Below are 22,329 nucleotides of genomic sequence, written 5' to 3'. Positions count from 1 at the left end.
GATGTTCAGCGATCTGGGCAGCGACCTGCGCAGCGCGGGGCGTTACCTCGGGCAGGCGTTGCGGCTGATGGTCGGCCTGCCCGACTACGACACCTACGTCGCGCACATGCGCGACACCCATCCGGACCGCGAGCCGATGACGTATGAGGAATTCTTCCGCGAGCGTCAGAATGCGCGGTACGGGTCGGGGGCGGGGAAGTGTTGCTGAAGCGGGCCGGCGAAGCCGGCCGGTAAGGGCACCACCAAGTGCAGTCCGGTGACGGACCAGGAAGCGCCGCGAAGGCATTCGCGGCGCTTTTTTATTTGGCGGGCCGGAGCGGGCATGTTTGCTGCCTGTCGTGGTTGCGGCGGTTGGCCGGCTTCAGCGCGGCTTGATCCGGCCGCCGGTATCATAGGGCTCTACTTTTTTCCGATGAATCCGCGCAGGAGAACCCCGTCGTGCATGTCGGTGAGCGTTTCAACAGCATTTCCCATCTCGTCGGCGCGGTATTGTCGGTGGCAGGGCTGGTCGCGCTGGTGACGATGGGCGCGCTCGACCGCGATCCTTACAAGATCGTGAGCTTCAGCGTGTACGGCGCGATGCTGATCCTGCTGTACGGGATCTCGACCGCGTATCACAGCGTGCGCAACCCGCGGCTCAAGGCGATCCTGCAGAAGTGTGACCATTCGGCGATCTATCTGCTGATCGCGGGCAGCTACACGCCGTTCACGCTCGTCACGCTGCGCGGCCCGTGGGGCTGGTCGCTGTTCGGCGTCAGCTGGGGGCTCGCCGCGTTCGGGATCGTGCAGGAGCTCACGCTCGGACGGCGCACGCGCATCGTGTCGATGATCCTGTACGTGCTGATGGGCTGGCTCGCGCTCGTCGCGATCCGCCCGCTGATCCATGCATTGCCGCCGGTGGGTACCGCATGGCTCGTGGCCGGCGGCGTCATCTACAGCGCCGGGATCTACTTCTTCATCAACGACGAACGCATCCGCCACGGGCACGGTATCTGGCACCTTTTCGTGCTGGCGGGCAGCCTGTGCCAGTTCGTCAGTGTCGCGATGTATGTCGCGTGAGCGACGCGGGACGCCGGCGAAGGCGCGGCCGCATGCGGCCGCGCCCGAGTCAGCCGGAGCAGGCGCGCCGCGCGTTCTTCGTGGTCGTCGGCATCAGGTGCGACCGGCCGCTGGCGCGACGTCGCGCAGCGCGTCGAACCCGACCCACCCCCAGTAGACGCGATGATGCGCGATCAGCCCGCCGCGCAGATCCATCACCTCGACGAGATCGACCTGATCGCCGTCCGGCGTTTCGCGCGGATATTCCCACGTGAGTTGCTTGCCGTTCGAAAAGAACAGGCCCGTGCGGTACCAGCGTCCGAGCCGGTTGCCCGGATTGCGCAGCCCTGCCGCGAAGAACGCGCCGATCGCGGGCTTGCCGTGCAGCACGCCCGAGTCGTGATCGGGCAGCGTGGCGACGATCAGCGGCGTTTCGAGGATCGCGTCGTCCGCGTACAGCGACATCAGCGCATCGAGGTCGCGTGCGACGACGGCGGCGTGCCAGTCTCGATGGATGCGGTGCGCATCGGTGTCGGCGTGGGTCATGGCGGGTTCCTGCAAGCGTGGATAACGGCACCACTGTATTGATGCAACGCTGCCGGACGTTTCACCAGAGGCCGAAACGTGGATGTTGCGTGCGCCGAGCGCAACCGCAACCGCGTTCCGCCGTTCGCGTCAGCCCCCCAGCGCGCCGAGATTCAGTTCATGCGACTTGCCGATCCACACCGCGCTGTCGCGATGGTCGCGCAGTTCGTCGTTGGTATTCGGATGCAGGAAGATGTCGAGCGCGCCGTGATTCAGCACGAGCCACGGCACGATGGTGTCGAACCGCGTGGCGTCGAACGCGATCTGGTACGACCAGGCCGGATGCGGGCCGACGAGGCGTTCGTGAAAGCGGCCGAGCTCGATGATCGCGCCGAACCGCTCTTCGACGACGAGGCGAAACGCCCAGGCCGCGTCGCGGCTGGCGGCGTCGAAGTAGACGTGTGCGTGCCAACTGTTGATCGCGGTGGAATCGATATCAGCCATGACGGGACTCGTGAGAGGAATAGGGAAGGCATGAGCGCCGTCACTTGCGGCGCGATGCGCAATTATCGCGCGTCCTTGTCGGACACGTCTTGTCGCGAAGCGATAAATCGGCGTGAAGAATGGTTGCGCGTCAAACAAACCGGCGGGTTCGTTGAGGTATTTCCCGCGCGGGCCGGCATGCGCGGCATCGCGCCGCAAGCCTGGCCGGCGCGGGCGCCGAGCGAAATCGCTTCGGCAATACGTCATTTCGAAAATGGCAAAAGCGATTCGCGCACCGCATCTAATCGTCTGCAAAAACGCGATCATGTCGTTGAATGAAATAAAGAAATTCCGCTCGGGCGGCATTGGCGAATCGCGCGCGTCGCGCGCCGGCCGTCGGTGCCGAAAATATCAATTGCGGAATCGGCTATTCAAGCGCGCGGCCGCGCGACATACGATGGTTTCACCGCATCGACGTCGAAGATCGATGCGGACGCAACCATCTGGAGGCCATGATGCGAACCGTTGTTTCCCTTGCAGTGCTGTCCGGCGCGCTTGCCGTGCTGCCCGCCGCGAGCTTCGCGCAGTCCGTCGATACCGAATGGCAGTCGAACGTCGCGCCGTTGACCTGGTCCGCGGCGCGTGCCGAAACCGACGTGCAACTGATGCAGATGACGCGCGCCGGCTATCGCGCGACGACGGCCGGCAACCAGAACTATCCGCTCGCGATGCAGCGTGCGCTCGAACGCGTACGGAACCCGGTGCCCGACCGCTCGCGCGACGAGAAGGCCGCGATGGAAGCGCGTGCGGCCAGCGCCGCGCAGAGCGGCCATCCGGTAAAGGCGTTCTTCGTGAAGACCGCGTACTACCTGAAAGGCGAGAACACGTTCTGATGCGGGAGACGAGCATGGCATGCGCGAACCGACTCGCCGACGCGTGGCGCACGTCGACGATCCGCCGGCTGCCGCACGCGTGCGCGACGCGGCGGCGTGACGATCCGTACGCCGCGCGGCGCCGCGCGAACGGCCATCGCGCCGCGCGCCCCGGCGCCGTCGCGTGCCGCACCGGGTGGCCGCGCTTCGACGCGGACGACGTTGCCGCCAGCGAGAGCGGATCATGAAGGCCGTCCGGAAAAGCCGCCGCCATCCGCCGCTGACGCGCGAATGGCTGCTGCCGTTGCCGCCCGCGCATGTGCGCGACATCTCGCTGAAATGCCACATGGCGCTCGTCGCGCTGCGCGGCGAGCACGGCAGCGAAACGTTGTTGATGCGGCTGCGCACGAGCGTCTACCTGGTGTTCCTCGCGCTCGACGATGCAGTATCGGCGGACGCGAGCATCGACCTGTGCGTCGATGCGGAGCGCATGCTCGATGCGAGCGTCGCGCGCGCGGCGGAAAGCGGCGCATGGACGCTGCACGACGACGAATGCGCGGTGCTCGAGCGCATCCTCGCCGCGAACGACGCATGCGTCGCGACGCTCACGCGGCACCGGCTCGCCGAGCTGTGGCGTCACGTCAGTGCGTTCGCGTCGGCCGACCAGCCGGCCCTCGTCGCGCAAGCCGCGGCGAAGATGCGGGAACCGGCCGTTCTGCATTGAGCGTCGTCGACGCGACCGGCGCCGCGCGATGTTTCATACCTGTCCCATTCCCCGGCGCCGACGCTCGCCGTCTAATGTCATGACAGGAACCGGACGGGTTCGGTCGATGACGATTCATCCTCGCGTGGGCGATGATCGTGCGTGTCGGCGTGAACGCATCCGTTTCGATCAGGAGGAGCGATGGCGCTATACAGGATCGGCGGCTACTTCACGTGCGGAAGCGGCCGCGCCTTCAGCGAGAACCTGCCGCCGGGCAGCGAAGTGACGATCGCGGGCATCTATCGATGCACCGTTTGCGGCGACGAGATCGGCATTGCGAAGCGGCAGACGCTGCCGTCCGAAGACGAGCATCGGCACGATCTCGATCCGCCGTCCGACCCGCTGCTCGACCCCGGCCCGACCGCCTGGCAATTGATCGCGGCCGCGGAGTCGAGACACTAGGCGAGCGGCGTTCGCCCGCTCATGCGTGCGCGGATGCGCGCCGCTCCCCGCACGAAGGCCGACACAACCCAAGCCCGACAAAACAAAAGCGCCACGGAGCGAACTCCGTGGCGCTTCTTCGATGCCGGCCGATGCGGAGGCGCGAACCTCCGCATGGCGACACGCGCTTAAGCCGCCGTTGCCGGCTTGGCCGGCTTCTGCAGCTTGCCCTTGCCGGCGCGCTGGATTTCCTCGAGCTTGATCTCGACGTGGCGCGAGAACACGTACTCGGCCGGACGCTGCTTCGCGATCGAGATGTCCGGCGCGAACGCGCCTTCGGTCTTGATGCCCTTCCGGCTCACGGCGAACGCCTTCAGCGGATGCGCGATCGTGTCCATCACGGCGGTGGCTTCGAAGCCGCAGTGGACCATGCAGTCCGCGCACTTCTCGTAGTTGCCGACGCCGTAGTTGTCCCAGTTCGTGTCTTCCATCAGTTCCTTGAAGGTCTTCACGTAACCTTCGCCGACCAGATAGCACGGCTTCTGCCAGCCGAACACGGTACGCGCCGGGTTGCCCCACGGCGTGCACTTGTACGTCTGGTTGCCGGCCAGGAAGTCGAGGAACAGCGACGACTGGCTGAACGACCAGCGCTTGCCGCCTTCGCCGCGCTTCAGGATTTCGCGGAACAGGTTCTTCGTCTTGTCGCGGTTCAGGAAGTGCTGCTGATCCGGCGCGCGCTCGTACGCATAGCCCGGCGACACGGTGATGCCGTCGACGCCGATCGGCCCCAGCGTATCGAAGAACTTCGCGACGCGCTCGGGGATCGCATCGTTGAACAGCGTGCAGTTGATGTTCACGCGGAAGCCGCGGCGCTTCGCTTCCTTGATGGCCGCGACCGCCTTGTCGTACACGCCTTCCTGCGACACGGAATGGTCGTGCATTTCCTTGTCGCCGTCGAGGTGGACCGACCAGACGAAGTACGGATTCGGCTCGTAGTCGTCCATCTTCTTTTCCATCAGGAGCGCGTTCGTGCACAGGTACACGAACTTCTTGCGCTTCATGATGCCCTTGACGATCTCCGGCATCTCCTTGTGGAGCAGCGGCTCGCCGCCGGCGATCGACACGATGGGCGCGCCGCACTCGTCGACGGCTTCCAGGCATTCCTCGACGGACAGGCGCTGGTTCAGGATCGGGTCCGGATAATCGATCTTGCCGCAGCCGTTACAGGCGAGGTTGCAGCGGAACAGCGGCTCGAGCATCAGCGCGAGCGGATAGCGTTTGTTGCCGGACAGGTGTTGGCGCATGATGTATGCGCCGACGCGGACTTGCTGGAGCAGCGGAATAGACAAGAGATGTCCTCCTTAAACTTCGCGGGCGACAGCTTGCGTAAGCTTCGCCGGCAACTTGAATTCGACTTTTTCCTCACGGCCCGCCATCGTCGTGACATCGACGGGCCCCAGCGCGCGCAGCGCGCCGATTACATCCTCGACCATTTCCTCGGGTGCCGACGCGCCGGCGGTCAGGCCGACCGTCTGCACGCCCGCGAACCATTCGGCCTTCACTTCCGAGCCGTCGGCGACGAGATAGCTCGGTACACCGCTTTCGGTGCCGATCTCGCGCAGGCGGTTCGAGTTCGAGCTGTTCGTCGCACCGACGACCAGCAGCACGTCGACCTGGCCGCTCAGCTCGCGCACGGCGGCCTGGCGGTTTTGCGTCGCGTAGCAGATGTCGCGCGTGTCCGGGCCGACGATGTCGGTGAACCGGCGCTGCAGCGCTTCGATGATGCCGCGCGTGTCGTCGACCGACAGCGTCGTCTGCGTGACGTACGCGACCGGCGTGTCGACCGGCAGCGTCAGCGTATCGACTTCGGCCTCGCTCTGCACGAGGATCACCTCGGCCGGGATCTGGCCGATCGTGCCCTCGACTTCCGGATGGCCCGCATGGCCGATCAGGATCAGCCGGCGGCCCGCCGCGACGTACTGGCGGCCCTGCACGTGCACTTTCGTGACGAGCGGGCAGGTGGCGTCCAGCACGTCGAGCCCGCGCGTTTCCGCGTCGCGTTCGACGGTCTGGGCGACCCCGTGCGCGCTGAAGATCGCCACGGCGCCGTGCGGCACCTCGTCGAGCTCCTCGACGAATCGAGCCCCTTTATTACGCAGGTTTTCGACGACGTGCCGGTTATGCACGATCTCATGACGCACATAGACCGGCGCGCCGTGCTGTTGCAGCGCGCGATCGACGATCTCGATCGCGCGGACAACCCCCGCACAAAAGCCGCGGGGCTGGGCAAGGATGACTCGCATAAGTGAGCGAACTCCGACGACAGACGCCGGGTTCGAAGAGCTGGCACCGCTCGCTCGCCCCGGCTTGATGTTATGAAGGCAGGAACGAACCGGCCAGGCCAGGCCCCGGAACCCCGAATTAATCGCGCATTTTAACCCTATCGGGCCGTCCTTGCTCTGGTGCTGTATCGGCCGTGTTGCATCCACCGCAGCGCCGCGTCGGCGCTCGCGCGCGCGGAACCCGGTAAACTGCGCGGTTTCGCGGGCAGCCCGTCCGGCTGCCCGGCGTCGCGCTCATTTCAAGGCCATTCGATGACCGTCGATTCTTACGCGTATTGCCCTGCCGCCGGTGCGGTCAAGGGTGTTCTCACTCCGACCCTGATTGAGATCGAACGATCCGGGGCCGCTGGCGCCGGCGTCCGGCAGGAGGCGTGCCGATGATGCTGGCGATTACCTTTCTGGTGTCCGGCCTGTCGCTGCTGATCTGGATCGTGCTGCTGGTCGCGCGCGGCGGCTTCTGGCGCGCGCGACCCGCGCGGGCCCTGCCGCCGGAAGCGCGCGGCGCCGCGGCCGAGGCCGGCTGGCCGGCGGTCGTCGCGGTCGTGCCGGCGCGCAACGAGGTCGACGTGATCGCGCAAGCGGCGACGTCGCTGCTCGAGCAGGATTATCCGGGCGACTTTCATCTGATCATTGTCGACGACCACAGCGACGACGGCACCGCCGCCGCAGCCCGCGCGGCCGCGCTCGCGATCAACCGCGCCGACCGCCTGACCGTGCTCGCCGCGAAGCCGCTGCCGGCCGGCTGGTCGGGCAAGGTGTGGGCGCAGTCGCAGGGCATCGCCGCGGTGCGCACGTTGGGGCTGCCGGCCGACTACCTGCTGCTGACGGATGCCGACATCGGTCATCCGCCCGACGCGGTGGCGCAGCTCGTCACGCGCGCGCAGGCCGAACAGCGCGATCTCGTGTCGCTGATGGTGCGGCTGCGCTGCGATTCGTTCTGGGAAAAGGCGCTGATCCCGGCGTTCGTGTTCTTCTTCGCGAAGCTCTATCCGTTCTCGTGGATCAACAATCCGCGCAACCGGACGGCCGGCGCCGCGGGCGGCTGCATGCTGGTCAAGCGCAGCGCGCTGGAAGAGGCCGGCGGCATCGAATCGATCCGCGGCGCGCTGATCGACGACTGCAGCCTTGCCGCACAGATCAAGCATCGCGGCAGCGGCCGGCATCCGATCCGGCTCGACCTGGCCGAGCGCAGCGTGTCGCTGCGTCCGTACGACAGCTGGCGCGACATCTGGAACATGATCGCGCGCACCGCGTTCACGCAGCTCCATTATTCGCCGTTGCTGCTCGCCGGCACGCTGCTCGGGATGACGATCATCTATCTCGTGCCGCCTGTCGCCGCGCTCGCATACGGCGCGCGCGCCTGGCCGGCGTGGCTGGCATGGGCGTCGATGTGCACCGCGTATGCGCCGATGCTGCGCTATTACCGGCGCTCGCCACTGTGGGCGCCCGCGCTGCCGCTCGTGGCGCTGTTCTACGTCGGCGCGACGTTCGCGTCCGCGTGGCGCTACTGGCGTGGCAAGGGTGGTCAGTGGAAGGCGCGCGTGCAGGCGCCGGTGGAGCGCTGAAGCGGGCCGGCGGATGCCGGCCGTCAGGACCACCGGATTGCTGAAAACAGACAGCCCGAATCGACGTGAGCCGATTCGGGCTGTTTGCTTTCCGGCCGACGTCCGGTCGCCGCTGCGCGCGTGCTTACCGCTGCGTCAGCATCATGTACATCTGAATCACGACGTCCGGCGAGAACGTGAACGGCACCCAGCCGTAGCCGGTGTGGCGCGCGACCAGCAGACGATCGCCGTTCGACTGCTTCTGCACGGCCATCATCGGGTTCTTCGTCGTCACGAAGCGCCAGCCGGCCGGGATGCCCGGCGGCGGTTCCGGCTGCATCGACGCGCGCGCATGCGCGAGTTCCTCGATCAGCTGGCCCAGCTGCTCCGGGTGCAACGTGATCGACTGGCCGTTGACGGTCAGCGTCAGTTCGTTCTGCGACGGGCGCGCGACGTGCAGCGTCGCCTTGTCCGCGGCGGCGTCGGCGGCTGCTTCGGCCGCGGGCGCGACTTCGATCGCGGTGTCGGCGGTGGTGGTCGCGACGACGTCGGTGATCGCGTCGGCCGCCGCAGCGGCGACTTCATCGGCGGCAGCCGGCGCGGTGGCGTTCGTCATCGGCTCAACGGCGGACCCGACGGCCGGTTCGACCACGTCAGCCGCGACGGCCGGCTCGGTGGCCAAAGCTGCCGCGTTCGTCGCGGCGTCCTTCACGACGGCTTCGACCAGCGCTTCCGCGTCGGCGATCGCCTTCGCGTGACGCTCGGCGGCCGCTTCGGCCTGCGCGATCGCTTCGGTATGGCGCTGCGCGACGGCCTCGGCCTCCGCGGTCGCCTCCGCATGGCGTTGCGCGGCCGCGTCGGCTTGCGCGATCGCTTCGGCGTGACGCTGCGTGATCGCTTCGGCTTCGGCGGTTGCCTCGACATGGCGCTGCGCAGCCGCTTCCGCTTCGGCGATCGCCTGCGTGTGACGCTGCGCGAGTGCCTCGGCCTCGGCGATCGCGGCCGCGTGGCGCTGCGTCGCGGTCTCGGCTGCGGCGGTCGCTTCCACATGGCGCTTCGCGGCGGCTTCGGCTTCCGCGGCGGCCGCCGCATGACGCTGCGCGGCCGCGTCCGCTTCGGTCGCGGCGGCGTGATGACGCTGCGCGGCGGCCTCGGCTTCGGCGATCGCGGCCGCATGACGCTGCGACGCGGCTTCGGCATCCGCGTGGCGCTGCGCGAGCGCCTCGGTCAGCGCGGTCGCTTCGGCGTGCCGCTGGACGGCGGCCTCGGCCTGCGCGGCGGCTTCGGTGTGGCGTAGGGCGGCGGCTTCGGCCGCGGCGGTGGCGTCGGCGTGGCGCTGCTGCGCGGCATCGGCGTCGGCGGCTGCGGCCGTGTGGCGCTGCGCGGCGGCCTGTGCTTCGGCTTCCGCGGCGGCGTGACGTGCGGCGGCGGCCTGGGCTTCCGCCGCGGCGGCGCGCGCGAACGCTTCCGCGCTGCGTGCCGCCTGCTGCGCGGCGTGGTGATCGTGGAGGAGCTGATCGACGCCCGCGTTGAGCGAATCGATCTGTTCGTTCAGGTTCATGCGTGTCTTCTCTGCGTAAGACCCGCGATTTTAACCGCTGCGCCGGTGCCGGTCCGTCAGCGACGTGTAACAAAGTGCGCAAAGCGGCGTGAAATACGCCGCTTTGTGTTACTTCAGGTAGCCCGCCGAGCCGAACCAGTCGAGTGCATCGCGCAGTCCCTCGCGGTACGGACGCGCGCGGTAGCCGAGCTCGCGCTCGGCCTTCGCGGACGTGAAATACATCTTGTTCTTCGACATCCGCAGCCCGTCGACGGTCACGAACGGCTCCTTCTTCGTGAACTTCGCGACGGCCTCCGCACCGACGGCGAGCGGGTAGAGCGGCCAGCGCGGCAGCGCGATCGTCGGCGCCTTGCGGCCCGTCATCTGCGCGATGTCGGCCAGCATCTGCTGCAGCGGCAGGTTCTCGCCGCCGAGGATGTAGCGCTCGCCGATCCGGCCGCGCTCGAGCGCGAGGAAGTGGCCGTGCGCGACGTCGTCGACGTGCACCAGGTTCAGCCCGGTATCGACGAACGCGGGAATCTTGCCGAGCGCGGCCTCGACGATGATGCGGCCGGTCGGCGTCGGCTTCACGTCGCGCGGGCCGATCGGCGTCGACGGGTTGACGATCACGGCCGGCAGCCCTTCGTCGGCGATCATCCGCTCGACCGCGCGCTCGGCCAGCACCTTGCTGCGCTTGTACACGCCGATCGCCTGCCCGGCGGTGAGCGGCCGGTTCTCGTCGGACGGATCGCCGGCGCTCGTGACCTTCAGCGTCGCGACGCTGCTCGTGTAGACGATCCGTTCGACGCCTTCGGCGCGCGCCGCGCGCATCGTCGCGACCGCGCCTTCGAGGTTCGCGCGCTCGATCTCGTGCGGGTCCGGCGCCCACAGCCGGTAGTCGGCCGCCACGTGCAGCAGGTAGCGCACGCCGCGCAGCGCGGCGCGCATCGACTTCTCGTCGCGCATGTCGCCGGTGACGATCTCGGCGTCGAGATCCGCGACGTTCGTGCGCGGGCTGGTCGGGCGCACCAGCACGCGCACCGCATAGCCTTTCTGCTGCGCGATGCGTGCGACGGCCGAGCCGACGAAACCGGACGCGCCGGTGACGAGAACGAGATCGCGGGAGGTATCAGTCATGCGTTTCCTTCAGGGCCGCGCGCGGGCGGCGCGGCGGTTGTGCGTCGGCGAGATTGTACGTGGTCGGCGCGCCCGGCGACGCGAGCGCCGTCCTCCGGCACGCACGCATCGCCGGGCAGCAAACCCGCAGTTGCGTGCTCGCGCGGGCGGCTGCACTGGCGACGGCGCCGAGCCGGCCCGCCGGGCCCGTGTGCGAAGCGGCCGACGCGACTACAATGCCGGGCTTGAATGGATTGCACGACGGGAGGGCGACGCGATGAGCCGCAATGAACTGGACGAACGGATCGAGACCTACTACGTGCGGGTGCGCGGCGTCGTGCAGGGCGTCGGTTTCCGTCACGCGACGGTGCGCGAGGCGCATGCGCTGAAGCTGCGCGGCTGGGTCGCGAATCTCGAGGACGGCAGCGTCGAGGCGATGATCCAGGGCCCGGGCGCACAGATCGACCGGATGCTCGCGTGGCTGCGCCACGGGCCGCCGTCCGCGCGCGTGACCGAGGTGACGTTCGAGGAGCGCCACGTCGAAAAGCGCTTCGAGCGCTTCCAGCAGCAGTAACGCGCAAGGCTAAAACAACATGACGGGGTATCCGGAGGCCGGGCGCGGCATCGCGCTGTCGGTGATGGCGTCGACGCTGTTCGCGCTGATGTCCGCCTACGCGAAACTGCTCGCGCCGCTCACGGGGCTCGACATCTTCGCGTGGCGCATCCTGTGGACCGCGCCGGGCGCGCTCGCACTGATCGCGCTGCGCGGCCGCTGGCCGGCGCTCGTCGAACTCGTGCGGCGCGGCGTGCGCGACTGGCGCCTGCTGGTCGCGCTGCCCGCGAGCGCGGCGCTGCTCGGCCTGCAGCTGTGGCTGTTCCTGTGGGCGCCGCTGCACGGACGCATGCTCGAAGTGTCGCTCGGCTATTTCCTGCTGCCGCTGACGATGGTGCTCGTCGGCCGCTTCTACTATCACGAACGGCTCGATCCGCTGCAATGGGCGGCGGTCGCATGCGCGGCGCTCGGCGTCGCGCACGAGGTATGGGCGACGCGCGCGTTCGCGTGGCCGACGCTCGTCGTCGCGCTCGGCTATCCGCCGTATTTCGTGCTGCGCCGCCGGATCAACGCCGATTCGCTGGCCGCGTTCGCGCTCGAGATCGTGCTGCTGTGTCCGGTCGCGTTCGCGATGGTGTCGGCGAGCGCGACGCCGGTCGCCAGCCATCCGCTGCTGTGGGCCGTGCTGCTGCCGGGGCTCGGCGTGCTCAGCACGCTCGCGCTCGCGAGCTACCTGAAGGCGAGCCGGATGCTGCCGATGGCGCTGTTCGGGATCCTCGGCTACGTCGAACCGGTGCTGCTCGTCGCGGTGTCGCTGCTGCTGCTCGGCGAGACGCTGAGCGTCGCGCAGCTCGCGACGTACGGGCCGATCTGGGTCGCCGTTGCATTGACCGCGTGGCACAGCGCGATGCTGATGCGGCGCTTGCCCGCGCGCGGCTGAGCATCGCCGCCCGGCCGCGCGACGGCGGCAACGAACGTGCCGCGCAGCGCGCATTGCTTGCGTCGCGTCCCACGATTCAGGCGTCGAACTGGCATCGCGCTGATGTGCAGCTGACGTCTGGCTGGCGGCCTCGCCAGCGTTGCATCGCCGATGTCACGCCTGTAATCGAACAGAAGATTCCGTTGCACTTTGTTACTTAGGGTATCTCCCGACCGGCCGCTAGACTGATCTGACCGCCTCCTCTTCGTATGCGGCTTTTCCATGAACGGTCATTTCCGTGCCGGGCCGGCCGGGTTGGCGCGATACGAGCATACGCGTAGCGCCGCCGATCGCGTTCGCCTTCTCCCTTCCGAATCCTCCTTCGGTGCATGCCGCACCGTCGTCGTGCAGGTGCGGCCATGTCGTTGAACATGCCGCCTGCCGTCCCGATGCCGCCGACCCGCGGCGCGCGCCTGATCGAAGTCGATTTCTTCCGCGGCATCGTGCTGCTGATGATCGTCGTCGATCACATCGGCGCGAGCGTGCTGTCGCGCGTGACGCTCCATGCATTCGCGCTGTGCGACGCGGCCGAGGTGTTCGTGTTCCTCGGCGGCTTCGCGACCGCGAGCGCGTACGGCGCGATCGCCGACCGGCACGGCGCGCGCGCGGCGCAGCGGCGGTTCGTGCGCCGCGCGATGCAGATCTACCGCGCGTTTCTCGCGACGTCGACGCTGATGCTCGTCGTGTCCGCCGTGCTCGACCATTACGGGATCGACGCGCCGAACCTCGCGCTCGATGACGTCAGCGTGATGCTCGCGTCGCCGCTCACGGGGCTCGCCGAACTGCTCACGTTCCAGCGCCAGCCGTATCTCGCGTCGGTGCTGCCGATGTACGTGCTGTTCGCGCTCGCGTCGCCGGTGATCGTGCCGTTCGCGCGCCGCCATCCGTGGCTGCTCGTCGCGTTCAGCGCGACGTCGTGGCTCGCGGCGGGCTGGCTCGGCCCCGAACTGCTGGATACCGATGCGTTCCGCTGGAACTTCAACCCGTTCGCGTGGCAGCTGATGTTCGTCGCCGGCGTGCTCGCGCGCTGCCAGCCTTTCTACCGGTACGTCGCGCTCGGGCGCTGGAGCGCCGCGGCGACCGGCGTCGCGTGCGCGATCGTGCTCGGTTGTGCGAGCTACAAGCTGTTCTCGGGGCTGCCGTTGCCGGAAGGTATTCTCAAGCGCGATCTCGCGCTGCCGCGCATCGTGAGCTTCGCGGCGATTGCCTGGCTGATGGCCGACTGCGTGCGTTACGGCTGGATCGCGCGCATTGCGCGGGCCGTGCAGCCGGTCGTCGCGGTCGGCCGGCGCGGCCTGATCTGCTTCGTCGCGGGCGCGGCGATCTCGCTCGTCATCGATTCGCTGCTGCATCCGGTCGCGAACGGCGCCGAGCTGCGGCATATCGGCGTGGGCCTCGCGGCCGACGCATGCGCGGTCGGGCTGATGATGGCGGTGGCCGGTTCGGGAACGTGGTTCGCACGCCGGCGCGGCGCGGCCGCGTGAACGGTGCGGGAAAACGCGCGGGCGGCACGCAACGTGCCGCGCGGTGCGCTCAGTGAGGTGAGCCGATACGGGAGCGGGGGACGACGGTCGCGTCGTCGGATTCGGCGTCGTCGCGTTCGTCGGACTTCGGATCGTCCTGCTGCGCGAGCACCGCGTCGGCTTCGGCCGCGGCCCGGGCGGCGCGCAATGTGGTGCAGCGCTGCGCGTGCCGGATGTCCGACAGTATCCTCAAGAGCCGAGTCGTCTTGTTTTTCATGATCTTCTCCCGCCAGTGCGCATCACGACGGAGCGGATGCGCCGTTGCAACCAGTGTAGGACGTGCTGGCCGCGCTGGCGGGAGAATGTGGCGTGCACGCCGCACGCCGAGGGATAGTACTTACTGCGCCGAGGCCATCGCCTGCGCCTGCACCGCTTCTTCCTCGCGGCGCTCTTCCGCGCAGCGCTGATGCTGGCGCGACAGGCGGTTCATCATCGGCAGCAGCAGCAGGGCGAGCAGCATGCCGATCGCGGCGAGCCAGCCGAGCTTCTCGAACAGCGACAGGTACAGCGGCAGCGATTCGGTGGCCGGCAGGTCGTGCGACGGCATCTGCGCGAAGTTCGCGACGACGCTGCCCAGATACTGCGACACACCCGTCGCGACGAAATACGCGCCCATCATGAAGCCGCTCATGCGCGCCGGCACGTAGCGGGCGATCATCGCGAGGCCGAGGCCGCTCACCAGCAGTTCGCCGAGCGAGTAGAGGCCGTAGCCCCACACCATGAACCACGACGACACGCGGCCGTCCACCGCGTAGCGGCCGCTGATCGTGAACACCAGGTAGCCGGCGGCTACCGCGCCGAAGCCGAACGCATACTTCGCGGCGACCGGCAGGTCACGGCCGCTCTTCGAGAACGCGTTGTAGACCCACACGAGCACCGGGCTCAGCATCATGATCCAGATCGGGTTCAGCGCCTGGAACTGCGCGGCGCTCCACGTGAACAGCGTCGTGCCGAACAGGATGAAGCGCGGATCGACGTTGCGCAGCGCGAACAGCGTGAGCGACGTCGACATCTGCACGTAGAAGATGAAGAACAGGATCACCTGGCCGATCAGCACGAGCGCCGCGATCAGGCCCGCGCGTTCCGAACGCTCCGACTTCGCGATCATGTACGCGAAGATCGCGAGGATCGCGAACGCCGCCGTCCATACGCTCGCGACCGCGAGCTGCTTGTGCTGCAGCACGTACAGCGTGACCAGCGCGAGCGCCACGCCGCCTGCCGCCACGCCGCCGAGGCGCTTCCAGCGGATCGGTTCGTCGTCGGGCTGCGAGCCGATGTGCGCGAGCGTGCGGTGCATCAGCATGAAGTTCAGGATCGCGAGCAGCATACCGGCGCAGCAGACCGCGAACGCGGTGTGCCAGCCCCAGTGATCCTTGATCCACGGCGTCGCGAGCATCGACACGGTCGAGCCGATGTTGACCGCCATGTAGTAGATCGTGAACGCGCTGTCGATGCGCGCATCGTCGCCTTCGTAGATGCGGCGCACGAGGTTCGCCGCGTTGGCCTTGAACAGGCCGTTGCCGACGACGATCACGCCGAGCGATGCGTACATGTACGCCAGCGCGTCGTTCGGGACCGCCAGCATCAGGTAGCCGGCGCACAGCACGGCCGCGCCGATGATCATCGTGCGACGTGCGCCGAGCACCTTGTCGCCGATCCAGCCGCCGATCGACGGCGACGCGTAGACGAGCGCGGTGAACGCGCCCCAGGTCAGGTTCGCATGGCTGTCGGTGAAACCGAGCCGGTCGACCATGAAGAGGACCAGGAGCGCGGCCATACCGTAGTAGCCGAAGCGCTCCCACATTTCGATGAGGAAGACCGTCGTAAACGAACGGGTCTGTGAAACAGGTGCGTGCATCATCAATCTCGTTTGAAACGGACGGCGCGGATCGCGCGTCGCCTTGGGGGTCGAACTGGCGCCGGAGCACGGTGGCCGGGTAGGCTTTGCGTCGGCGATGGAGCAGTCGGGCGGGTTAGCCCGGGCCGGGGTCGGACTCCGCCCGATAAGGCGGTGCGAGGCCCCGACCGGCGCGCGAGTGGTAACGTTTGCCGGTCCGGTGCGTCAGGTCCGCGCCACTCAGGGAAACTCCCGATATGGCAGCAGCTTTCAGGAAAATTTGTCTCATCATCTATTTGTAAGCTTTGCGCCCGTTCTCCGAAAATTCCCGGAGAGCCGCTTGCAGCTTGCCTGTGAAGCCGGCGAGTCTGGCAAGATAGCGCGTCGTTTCGCCCGCTTCGTGCCCTGTTTAGTGCACCGGGCTCAACACCGAAGACGTGTGCGAACCCGAAGATTAAGCTATCTCGTATTAACTTAGTTACTTTCCATCAAACATTTTTTGACGACCACTTTTCGGCCTGCTATGGTTCCCCCCACTGAAAACTCGCGAGCGGCAGACGCTGCCGCACTCGGCAGCAAGATTCGCGCGTTGCGCCAACGACTCAAGCGCACGCTCGACGACACCGCTACCGCCGCGGGGATTTCGAAGCCGTTTCTGTCTCAAGTCGAACGCGGGCTCGCGTCGCCGTCACTGACGTCGCTGGCCGGTATCGCACAGGCGCTCGGCGTGACGGTGCAGTACTTCGTGGATACGCCGAGCGAGGAACGCTCGGTCTGCAGAGGCGATCAGTTGCGCTTCTTCGGATTCGCCGATTCGGCGAACCTGTTCGCGAGGCTGACCAACGTGACCGAAGGGCGTCAGCTCGAGGCGATCCTCGTGCGGATGCCGCCGGGGCAGAAGCGGTCGGAGGTGACGACCCATGCAGGAGAGGAATTCCTGTATGTGATTGAAGGGGAAGTGTCGCTGACGCTGGAAGGCAAGACGTTCGTCCTGCAGGCCGGCGACAGTTCGCACTATCAGTCGACGGTCCCGCACAGCTGGGTCAACACCGCGAAGGTCGAGTCGGTGGTGGTCTGGGTCGGTACGCCGCGGCTGTTCTAACGCACAGGTATTCCTTCGTTTCCAAGACGGAATGCCTGTCGAAAGAAACGTAAGGAATACTAAGATGCAATACGAGAATCACGGGCCTCCTCAATCGCTGTACCCGTCAGCGTCTCACGCGTAACCGCGGCATCCGCCGCGCATCGCTCGCCGAACAACTTTCTCAAGACTGCCACGATGAAATCCTTGCATGCCATGTCGGCCGTGCTGGCCGCGCTCGCCCTGACGACGCCCGTCGCCCACGCCGTTACCGTTCCGTCGAACGTCACGCTCGCTCCTCAACAGGACCTGACGCGCCAGGTGCCCGCCGAAGTCGAGTCGCTCGACCCGGCGCACATCGAATCGTGGACCGGCAACACGATCGGCCTCGACCTGTTCGAAGGGCTCGCCCGCATCGACGCGGCCGGCCAGGTCGTGCCGGGTGTCGCGCAGTCGTGGGAGCGCAAGACGCCGCAGACCTGGATCTTCAAGCTGCGCCACGATGCGAAGTGGAGCAACGGCCAGCCCGTGACGGCCGCCGATTTCGTCTACTCGTGGCAGCGCCTCGTCGACCCGAAGACGGGCTCGAAGTACACGATCCTCGTCGAGTTCGTGAAGAACTCGAAGGACATCATCGCCGGCAAGGCCGCGCCGACGACGCTCGGCGTGCGCGCGGTCGATCCGTACACGCTGGAAGTGACGACCGACGTGCCGGTCGCGTTCTTCCCCGAACTGACCGCGATGGTGCCGCTCGCGCCGGTGAACAAGGACACCGTCGCGAAGTTCGGCGACGCATGGACGCGTCCCGGCAACATCGTCAGCAACGGCGCGTACCAGCTCGTCGACTGGCAGCCGAACAACCGCATCGTGATCTCGAAGGACGCGAAGTACTGGAACGCGCCGAAGGTCGTGATCAACAAGGTCACGTACCTGCCAATCGAAAGCGACGAAACGGCGATGCGCATGTACCAGGCCGGCCAGATCGACTACAGCTACTCGATCCCGTCGGGCATCTTCCAGCAGGTCAGCAAGCAGTTCGGCGGCGAACTGCGCCCGGGCCTGCAGCTCGCGACCTACTACTACTACCTGAACAACAGCGACGCGGCGCTGAAGGACAAGCGCGTGCGCCAGGCGCTGTCGATGGTGATCGATCGCGACGTGCTGACGTCGAAGCTCACGCAGGCCGGCGAGAAGCCGATGTACGGCCTGATGCCGAACGGCACGAAGGGCGTGCACCCGTTCACGCCGGAATGGGCGTCGTGGCCGATGGCCAAGCGCGTCGCGACCGCGAAGGACCTGCTGAAGCAGGCCGGCTTCTCCGATGCGAAGCCGCTGTCGTTCACGCTGACGTACAACACCAACGACCTGCACAAGAAGGTCGCGCTGTTCACCGCATCGGAATGGCGCACGAAGCTCGGCATCGACACGAAGCTCGAGAACGTCGAGTTCAAGGTGCTGATGAAGGAGCGGCATGACGGCAAGGTGCAGATCGCGCGCGACGGCTGGTTCGCCGACTACAACGACGCGATGACCTTCTTCGACCTGATCCGCTGCGGCAGCTCGCAGAATACCGTCGGCTACTGCAACAAGCAGGCCGACACGCTCGTCGAAGAAGGCAACCAGAAGCTCGACGACAAGGCGCGCGCCACGCTGCTCACGCAGGCGCACGACGCGGCGATGAACGACACGCCGATGGTGCCGCTGTTCCAGTATTCCGCGGACCGGCTCGTGAAGCCCTACGTGGGCGGCTACTCGCTGAAGAACGTGATCGACATGCGTGCTTCGCAGGACATGTACCTGATCAAGCACTGAGCGGAGCGATCATGCTGGCCTACGCATTGAGACGCACGTTGTGGGCGGTGCCGACGATTCTCGCCGTCATCACCGTCTGCTACCTCCTGCTGCACTTCACGCCCGGCGGTCCGTTCGATACGGAGAAGCAGCTGTCCGCGGCGACGCTCGCGAACCTGAACGCGAAGTACCACCTCGACGAGCCGCTGTGGAAGCAGTACCTGCTGTATCTCGGTTCGCTGCTGCACGGCGATCTCGGCCCGTCGTTCCGCTACGTCGACTGGTCGGTGAACGATCTCGTGAAGAAGGCGCTGCCCGTGAGTCTCGGCGTGGGCGGCATCTCGATCCCGCTCTCGATCGGGTTCGGCGTGCTGCTCGGCACCGTCGCGGCCGTGCGCCGCGACAGCGTGATCGACCGCTTCGTGATGCTGATCGGCAACTTCGGCAACGTCGTGCCGCCGTTCGTGCTCGGCCCGGTGCTGGTGTGGATCTTCGCGATCCTGCTGAAGACCTCCGCCGGCAACGGCTGGCTGCCGGCCGGCGGCTGGGGCGACGGCGGCTGGCAGTACCGGCTGCTGCCGATCGTGCTGCTGACCTTCATCAACGTATCGCTGCTCGCGCGCGTGATGCGCGGCTCGATGATCGAGACGCTGTCGAGCAACTTCATCCGCACCGCGCGCGCGAAGGGCCTGCCGGGCTCGACGATCGTGCTGCGCCACGCGCTCAAGCCCGCGCTGATGCCGGTCGTGTCGCTGTTCGGCACGGTCTGCATCACGTCGATCACGGCGGCCGTCGTCACCGAATCGGTGTTCGCGCTGCCCGGGCTCGGGCAGCTGGTCGTGAACGGCGCGATCAACCGCGACTACACGCTGGTGCTCGGCCTCGTCGTGCTGACGACCGTCTGTGCCGTGCTGTTCAACCTGCTGGTCGACCTCGCGTACGCATGGCTCGATCCGCGCATCCGTTATTGAGCGAGGCACTGCGATGACTCCGACTACTCCCGTCGTCAGTCTGCCTGTGCAGACCGACTCGCCGCCGCGTTCGCGCTCGCCGCTCGCGCTCGCGTTCGCGCGCTTCCTTCACAACCGGGCGGCCGTGTTCAGCCTCGTGCTGCTCGCGCTGATCACGCTCGCATGTTTCGTCGGTCCGTGGCTGCTCGCGGCCGATCCCGCCGCGAGCGACTGGGGCTCGATCAGCCTCGCGCCGACGCTCGCGAACCAGCACTGGTTCGGCACCGACGAGCTCGGCCGCGACCTGCTCGTGCGCACGCTGATCGGCGGCCGCGTGTCGATCGAGGTTGGCCTGCTCGGCACGCTGGTGTCCGGCCTGTTCGGCGTCGCGTGGGGCGCGACCGCCGGCTTCGCGGGCGGCCGGGTCGACTCCGCGATGATGCGCGTCGTCGACATGATGTACGCGATCCCGTACCTGCTGATCGCGATCCTGATGATGACCCTGTTCGGCCGCTCGTTCATGCTGGTCGTGCTGACCATCAGCGCGTTCTCGTGGATCGACATGGCGCGCGTCGTGCGCGGCCAGACGCTGTCGCTGCGCAATCGCGAGTTCGTCGACGCGGCGCGCGCGATCGGCGTGTCGCCCGCGTCGATCGTGCTGCGTCACGTCGTGCCGAACCTGCTCGGCGTGGTCGTCGTGTACGCGACCGTGTCGGTGCCGAACATCGTGCTGACCGAATCGGTGCTGTCGTTCCTCGGCCTCGGCGTGCAGGAACCGATGACGAGCTGGGGCGTGCTGATCCAGGACGGCGCGCAGAAACTGGAATCGATGCCGTGGCTGCTGCTGGCACCGGCCGTCATGCTGTGCGTGACGCTCTACTGCGTGAACTTCGTTGGCGACGGCCTGCGTGACGCGCTCGACCCGAAGGATCGCTGAAGATGGCTGCTCTGTTGGAAGTAGAAAACCTCGGCGTGCGCTTCTCGCGCAAGGACGCACCGCCGATCGACGCCGTGAGCGGCGTGTCGTTCTCGCTCGAAGCCGGCAAGACGCTCGGCATCGTCGGCGAATCGGGCTCGGGCAAGAGCCAGACCGTGATGGCGCTGCTCGGCCTGCTGGCCGGCAACGGCGCGACGACGGGCGCCGCGCGCTATCGCGGCGACAACCTGCTCGAGATGGATACGCGTGCGCTGAACGCGGTGCGCGGCGACCGGATCGCGATGATCTTCCAGGATCCGATGACGTCGCTCAATCCGTTCCTGACGATCGAGCGGCAGATGACCGAGACGCTGCAGCTGCATCGCAAGCTGTCGCGCAAGGAAGCGACGAAGCGCGCGATCGAGGCGCTCGAGTCGGTGCGCATTCCCGACGCCGCGCGCCGCATCCGCATGTATCCGCACGAGTTTTCCGGCGGCATGCGCCAGCGCGTGATGATCGCGATGGCGCTCCTGTCCGAGCCGGAAATCCTGATCGCCGACGAGCCGACCACCGCGCTCGACGTGACCGTGCAGGCGCAGATCATCGACCTGCTGCGCGAGCTGAACCGCGAGCGCGGCACCGCGATCGTGCTGATCACGCACGACATGGGCGTGGTCGCGGGCCTCGCGGACGACGTGATGGTCATGTATGCGGGCCGCACCGTCGAATATGCGCCGGCCGACTCGATCTTCGCGGCGCCGTCGCATCCGTACACGATCGGCCTGCTCAACGCGCTGCCGCGCCTGACCGACGCCGACGACGCGCCGCTCGTCGCGATTCCCGGCAATCCGCCGATGCCCGGCACCGCGCCGGCCGGCTGCGCGTTCGCGAAACGCTGCACGTATGCGGAGGCGCGCTGCGGTACCGCGCGCCCCGCGCTCGAAACCTATGGCGCGGCGGGCGCGGTGCGCGCGTGCCACCGGCCGCTGGCCGATCTGACGGGAGGTCTGCGATGAGCGTCGATGAACGCCGCAATGCCGGCGCGACGGGCACGACGAGCGATACGCTGCTGTCCGTCGACGATCTGAAGGTGCATTTCCGCGTGCCGCTCGGCGGCTATCCGTGGTCGCCGAAGGGCACGCTGCGCGCGGTCGACGGCGTGTCGTTCGACGTGAAGCGCGGCGAGACGGTCGGGCTCGTCGGCGAGTCGGGCTGCGGGAAGTCGACGCTCGCGCGCGCGCTGATCGGCCTCGTGCCGATGACGGCCGGCACGGTGCGCTGGCGCGGCGAAGCCGTCGCGCCCGATCACCTGCGCGGCACCGCGATGCGCCGCGAAGTGCAGATGATCTTCCAGGATCCGCTCGCGTCGCTCGATCCGCGCATGACGATCGAACAGATCGTCGCGGAGCCGCTCGTCACGCACCACGCGGGCCTCGGCCGCGCCGAAGTGCGGCGCCGCGTGGTCACGATGCTCGAACGCGTCGGCCTGAACGCACATCACCTGCTGCGCTATCCGCACGAGTTTTCCGGCGGACAGTGCCAGCGCGTCGGCATCGCGCGCGCGCTGATCGGCGAGCCGAAGCTCGTGATCTGCGACGAGCCCGTATCGGCACTCGACGTGTCGATCCAGGCGCAGATCGTGAACCTGCTGCGCGACCTGCAACGCGAACTGTCGTTGTCCTATCTTTTCGTCGCGCACGACCTGGCGGTGGTGAAGGCCATCAGCCAGCGCGTGCTCGTGATGTATCTCGGCCGCGTGATGGAGTTCGGCACGCGGCATGACGTGTACGGCGTGCCGCAGCACCCGTACACGAAGGCGCTGCTCGATGCGGCGCCGACGCCGGAGCCGGCGCGCGAGCGTGCTCGCCGTCCGATGCTGCTGGCGGGCGAGATGCCGTCGCCGCTCAACCCGCCGTCCGGCTGTGCGTTCCGCACGCGCTGCCCGGTCGCGATCGACGCGTGCGCGCAGGACGTGCCGCTGCCGGAAGTGCGGCAGGGCTCGCCGGCGCGTGTCGCGTGCATCCGGGCGGGCGTGGCGGCGTGAAGTGACGCAGCAAACATAACCAGGCAGGTCAACAGGGGTAGGGTGCGGCGC

The 22,329-nt window shown here is 67.5% G+C and carries 26 protein-coding genes; 18 read left to right on the top strand and 8 right to left on the bottom strand.

All coding sequences use genetic code 11. From position 1 onward, the window contains the following. Nucleotide 1: 1 nt before the first annotated feature. The gene (locus tag U4012_RS09370) at nt 2–208 is read left to right on the top strand and encodes a YbdD/YjiX family protein (RefSeq protein WP_006766647.1); all 207 of its coding nucleotides are present in this window, start codon (nt 2–4) and stop codon (nt 206–208) included. A gap of 230 nt (nt 209–438) precedes the next feature. Beyond that, on the top strand, nt 439–1,059 hold the full coding sequence (gene trhA, locus U4012_RS09365) for a PAQR family membrane homeostasis protein TrhA (protein WP_044844973.1): 621 nt from the start codon (nt 439–441) through the stop codon (nt 1,057–1,059). A gap of 93 nt (nt 1,060–1,152) precedes the next feature. Here trhA and U4012_RS09360 read toward each other — a convergent pair whose 3' ends face one another. Next, nucleotides 1,153–1,584, bottom strand: a complete 432-nt coding sequence (locus U4012_RS09360) for a nuclear transport factor 2 family protein (protein WP_321797927.1) — start codon at nt 1,582–1,584, stop codon at nt 1,153–1,155. Nucleotides 1,585–1,713: 129 nt separating this feature from the next. Next, a complete protein-coding gene (locus tag U4012_RS09355) occupies nt 1,714–2,067 on the bottom strand; it encodes a DOPA 4,5-dioxygenase family protein (RefSeq protein WP_044844975.1) in 354 nt (117 codons plus the stop codon). 30 nt (nt 2,068–2,097) lie between these two features. Between U4012_RS09355 and U4012_RS09350 the strand changes: the two genes are divergently transcribed. The 5 genes from U4012_RS09350 to U4012_RS09330 all read left to right on the top strand — a co-directional run bounded on the left by U4012_RS09350 (nt 2,098) and on the right by U4012_RS09330 (nt 4,083). Beyond that, the gene (locus tag U4012_RS09350; RefSeq protein WP_321797924.1) at nt 2,098–2,385 is read left to right on the top strand and encodes a hypothetical protein; all 288 of its coding nucleotides are present in this window, start codon (nt 2,098–2,100) and stop codon (nt 2,383–2,385) included. Between the two features lie 176 nt (nt 2,386–2,561). Next, nucleotides 2,562–2,939, top strand: coding sequence for a hypothetical protein (locus U4012_RS09345; RefSeq protein ID WP_321797922.1), 378 nt, complete (start codon nt 2,562–2,564; stop codon nt 2,937–2,939). Nucleotides 2,940–2,953: 14 nt separating this feature from the next. Then, on the top strand, nt 2,954–3,166 hold the full coding sequence (locus tag U4012_RS09340; protein WP_321797920.1) for a hypothetical protein: 213 nt from the start codon (nt 2,954–2,956) through the stop codon (nt 3,164–3,166). Then, nucleotides 3,163–3,642 carry a hypothetical protein gene (locus U4012_RS09335; RefSeq protein ID WP_124520107.1) on the top strand — a complete coding sequence of 160 codons (480 nt, stop codon included), beginning with the start codon at nt 3,163–3,165 and terminating at the stop codon, nt 3,640–3,642. The genes U4012_RS09340 and U4012_RS09335 overlap by 4 nt, the downstream gene beginning before the upstream one ends. A 180-nt stretch (nt 3,643–3,822) precedes the next feature. Next, nucleotides 3,823–4,083, top strand: coding sequence for a hypothetical protein (locus U4012_RS09330; RefSeq protein WP_044844978.1), 261 nt, complete (start codon nt 3,823–3,825; stop codon nt 4,081–4,083). A 167-nt stretch (nt 4,084–4,250) separates the two neighbouring features. On the opposite strand, the gene hpnH is transcribed toward U4012_RS09330, so the two are convergent. Continuing rightward, the gene (gene hpnH / locus U4012_RS09325; protein WP_124520106.1) at nt 4,251–5,411 is read right to left on the bottom strand and encodes an adenosyl-hopene transferase HpnH; all 1,161 of its coding nucleotides are present in this window, start codon (nt 5,409–5,411) and stop codon (nt 4,251–4,253) included. 12 nt (nt 5,412–5,423) lie between these two features. Then, a complete protein-coding gene (gene ispH, locus U4012_RS09320) occupies nt 5,424–6,365 on the bottom strand; it encodes a 4-hydroxy-3-methylbut-2-enyl diphosphate reductase (protein WP_044844980.1) in 942 nt (313 codons plus the stop codon). A 416-nt stretch (nt 6,366–6,781) separates the two neighbouring features. Here ispH and U4012_RS09315 point away from each other — a divergent pair, with 416 nt between their 5' ends. Next, nucleotides 6,782–7,969 (top strand): glycosyltransferase, encoded by a 1,188-nt coding sequence (locus U4012_RS09315; RefSeq protein WP_044845035.1) that lies wholly within the window; start codon nt 6,782–6,784, stop codon nt 7,967–7,969. A gap of 124 nt (nt 7,970–8,093) precedes the next feature. On the opposite strand, the gene U4012_RS09310 is transcribed toward U4012_RS09315, so the two are convergent. Both U4012_RS09310 and hpnA read right to left on the bottom strand, forming a co-directional pair. Then, nucleotides 8,094–9,509: a phage tail protein gene (locus U4012_RS09310; RefSeq protein ID WP_321797915.1), complete on the bottom strand. Its 1,416-nt coding sequence runs from the start codon at nt 9,507–9,509 to the stop codon at nt 8,094–8,096. A gap of 108 nt (nt 9,510–9,617) precedes the next feature. Continuing rightward, the gene (gene hpnA / locus U4012_RS09305; RefSeq protein WP_321797913.1) at nt 9,618–10,625 is read right to left on the bottom strand and encodes a hopanoid-associated sugar epimerase; all 1,008 of its coding nucleotides are present in this window, start codon (nt 10,623–10,625) and stop codon (nt 9,618–9,620) included. A gap of 256 nt (nt 10,626–10,881) precedes the next feature. Here hpnA and U4012_RS09300 point away from each other — a divergent pair, with 256 nt between their 5' ends. From U4012_RS09300 to U4012_RS09285, 4 genes are all read left to right on the top strand, one after another. Further along, entirely contained in the window at nt 10,882–11,178 is a 297-nt protein-coding gene (locus tag U4012_RS09300) for an acylphosphatase (protein ID WP_124486044.1), read from the top strand. A 19-nt stretch (nt 11,179–11,197) separates the two neighbouring features. Further along, nucleotides 11,198–12,097, top strand: coding sequence for an EamA family transporter RarD (gene rarD / locus U4012_RS09295; protein ID WP_321797910.1), 900 nt, complete (start codon nt 11,198–11,200; stop codon nt 12,095–12,097). Beyond that, complete coding sequence (locus tag U4012_RS09290) at nt 12,052–12,297, top strand: hypothetical protein (RefSeq protein ID WP_321798146.1); 246 nt, start codon at nt 12,052–12,054, stop codon at nt 12,295–12,297. Before rarD ends, U4012_RS09290 begins: the two co-directional genes overlap by 46 nt. 198 nt (nt 12,298–12,495) lie before the next feature. After that, nucleotides 12,496–13,620 carry an OpgC domain-containing protein gene (locus tag U4012_RS09285; protein WP_321797908.1) on the top strand — a complete coding sequence of 375 codons (1,125 nt, stop codon included), beginning with the start codon at nt 12,496–12,498 and terminating at the stop codon, nt 13,618–13,620. 49 nt (nt 13,621–13,669) lie between these two features. Here the strand turns inward: U4012_RS09285 and U4012_RS09280 are convergent, their stop codons facing one another. Together U4012_RS09280 and U4012_RS09275 are read right to left on the bottom strand one after the other, a co-directional pair. Then, on the bottom strand, nt 13,670–13,876 hold the full coding sequence (locus U4012_RS09280) for a hypothetical protein (protein ID WP_044844987.1): 207 nt from the start codon (nt 13,874–13,876) through the stop codon (nt 13,670–13,672). 120 nt (nt 13,877–13,996) lie between these two features. Further along, on the bottom strand, nt 13,997–15,520 hold the full coding sequence (locus U4012_RS09275) for a peptide MFS transporter (protein WP_124921177.1): 1,524 nt from the start codon (nt 15,518–15,520) through the stop codon (nt 13,997–13,999). A gap of 499 nt (nt 15,521–16,019) precedes the next feature. Between U4012_RS09275 and U4012_RS09270 the strand changes: the two genes are divergently transcribed. From U4012_RS09270 to U4012_RS09245, 6 genes are all read left to right on the top strand, one after another. Next, complete coding sequence (locus U4012_RS09270; RefSeq protein WP_044844989.1) at nt 16,020–16,598, top strand: cupin domain-containing protein; 579 nt, start codon at nt 16,020–16,022, stop codon at nt 16,596–16,598. Between the two features lie 177 nt (nt 16,599–16,775). Then, nucleotides 16,776–18,389, top strand: coding sequence for a peptide ABC transporter substrate-binding protein (locus U4012_RS09265; RefSeq protein WP_044844990.1), 1,614 nt, complete (start codon nt 16,776–16,778; stop codon nt 18,387–18,389). Nucleotides 18,390–18,400: 11 nt separating this feature from the next. Then, nucleotides 18,401–19,339, top strand: a complete 939-nt coding sequence (locus tag U4012_RS09260) for an ABC transporter permease subunit (protein WP_124486048.1) — start codon at nt 18,401–18,403, stop codon at nt 19,337–19,339. 13 nt (nt 19,340–19,352) lie between these two features. Further along, nucleotides 19,353–20,255 carry an ABC transporter permease gene (locus tag U4012_RS09255; RefSeq protein WP_044844992.1) on the top strand — a complete coding sequence of 301 codons (903 nt, stop codon included), beginning with the start codon at nt 19,353–19,355 and terminating at the stop codon, nt 20,253–20,255. 2 nt (nt 20,256–20,257) lie between these two features. Next, a complete protein-coding gene (locus U4012_RS09250) occupies nt 20,258–21,250 on the top strand; it encodes an ABC transporter ATP-binding protein (RefSeq protein WP_044844993.1) in 993 nt (330 codons plus the stop codon). Continuing rightward, nucleotides 21,247–22,278: an ABC transporter ATP-binding protein gene (locus U4012_RS09245; RefSeq protein ID WP_044844994.1), complete on the top strand. Its 1,032-nt coding sequence runs from the start codon at nt 21,247–21,249 to the stop codon at nt 22,276–22,278. Before U4012_RS09250 ends, U4012_RS09245 begins: the two co-directional genes overlap by 4 nt. The last annotated feature ends 51 nt before the right edge of the window (nt 22,279–22,329 follow it).

Source organism: Burkholderia sp. BCC1988 (assembly GCF_905339895.1).
Taxonomy (GTDB): Bacteria; Pseudomonadota; Gammaproteobacteria; order Burkholderiales; family Burkholderiaceae; genus Burkholderia.
This window is presented reverse-complemented; position numbering and strand designations above follow the sequence as displayed.

Bases quoted from the DNA above. Each gene is read 5' to 3' on its own strand.
- rarD (WP_321797910.1), top strand. From the start codon at position 11,198: ATGACGGGGTATCCGGAGGCCGGGCGCGGCATCGCGCTGTCGGTGATG.
- U4012_RS09285 (WP_321797908.1), top strand. From the start codon at position 12,496: ATGTCGTTGAACATGCCGCCTGCCGTCCCGATGCCGCCGACCCGCGGC.
- U4012_RS09335 (WP_124520107.1), top strand. From the start codon at position 3,163: ATGAAGGCCGTCCGGAAAAGCCGCCGCCATCCGCCGCTGACGCGCGAA.
- U4012_RS09345 (WP_321797922.1), top strand. From the start codon at position 2,562: ATGCGAACCGTTGTTTCCCTTGCAGTGCTGTCCGGCGCGCTTGCCGTG.
- U4012_RS09300 (WP_124486044.1), top strand. From the start codon at position 10,882: ATGAGCCGCAATGAACTGGACGAACGGATCGAGACCTACTACGTGCGG.
- U4012_RS09260 (WP_124486048.1), top strand. From the start codon at position 18,401: ATGCTGGCCTACGCATTGAGACGCACGTTGTGGGCGGTGCCGACGATT.
- hpnA (WP_321797913.1), bottom strand. From the start codon at position 10,625: ATGACTGATACCTCCCGCGATCTCGTTCTCGTCACCGGCGCGTCCGGT.
- U4012_RS09310 (WP_321797915.1), bottom strand. From the start codon at position 9,509: ATGAACCTGAACGAACAGATCGATTCGCTCAACGCGGGCGTCGATCAG.
- ispH (WP_044844980.1), bottom strand. From the start codon at position 6,365: ATGCGAGTCATCCTTGCCCAGCCCCGCGGCTTTTGTGCGGGGGTTGTC.
- U4012_RS09350 (WP_321797924.1), top strand. From the start codon at position 2,098: ATGAGCGCCGTCACTTGCGGCGCGATGCGCAATTATCGCGCGTCCTTG.
- U4012_RS09275 (WP_124921177.1), bottom strand. From the start codon at position 15,520: ATGATGCACGCACCTGTTTCACAGACCCGTTCGTTTACGACGGTCTTC.
- U4012_RS09265 (WP_044844990.1), top strand. From the start codon at position 16,776: ATGAAATCCTTGCATGCCATGTCGGCCGTGCTGGCCGCGCTCGCCCTG.
- U4012_RS09315 (WP_044845035.1), top strand. From the start codon at position 6,782: ATGATGCTGGCGATTACCTTTCTGGTGTCCGGCCTGTCGCTGCTGATC.
- U4012_RS09370 (WP_006766647.1), top strand. From the start codon at position 2: ATGTTCAGCGATCTGGGCAGCGACCTGCGCAGCGCGGGGCGTTACCTC.
- U4012_RS09355 (WP_044844975.1), bottom strand. From the start codon at position 2,067: ATGGCTGATATCGATTCCACCGCGATCAACAGTTGGCACGCACACGTC.
- U4012_RS09280 (WP_044844987.1), bottom strand. From the start codon at position 13,876: ATGAAAAACAAGACGACTCGGCTCTTGAGGATACTGTCGGACATCCGG.
- U4012_RS09270 (WP_044844989.1), top strand. From the start codon at position 16,020: ATGGTTCCCCCCACTGAAAACTCGCGAGCGGCAGACGCTGCCGCACTC.
- U4012_RS09340 (WP_321797920.1), top strand. From the start codon at position 2,954: ATGGCATGCGCGAACCGACTCGCCGACGCGTGGCGCACGTCGACGATC.
- U4012_RS09330 (WP_044844978.1), top strand. From the start codon at position 3,823: ATGGCGCTATACAGGATCGGCGGCTACTTCACGTGCGGAAGCGGCCGC.
- U4012_RS09360 (WP_321797927.1), bottom strand. From the start codon at position 1,584: ATGACCCACGCCGACACCGATGCGCACCGCATCCATCGAGACTGGCAC.
- U4012_RS09245 (WP_044844994.1), top strand. From the start codon at position 21,247: ATGAGCGTCGATGAACGCCGCAATGCCGGCGCGACGGGCACGACGAGC.
- U4012_RS09250 (WP_044844993.1), top strand. From the start codon at position 20,258: ATGGCTGCTCTGTTGGAAGTAGAAAACCTCGGCGTGCGCTTCTCGCGC.
- U4012_RS09255 (WP_044844992.1), top strand. From the start codon at position 19,353: ATGACTCCGACTACTCCCGTCGTCAGTCTGCCTGTGCAGACCGACTCG.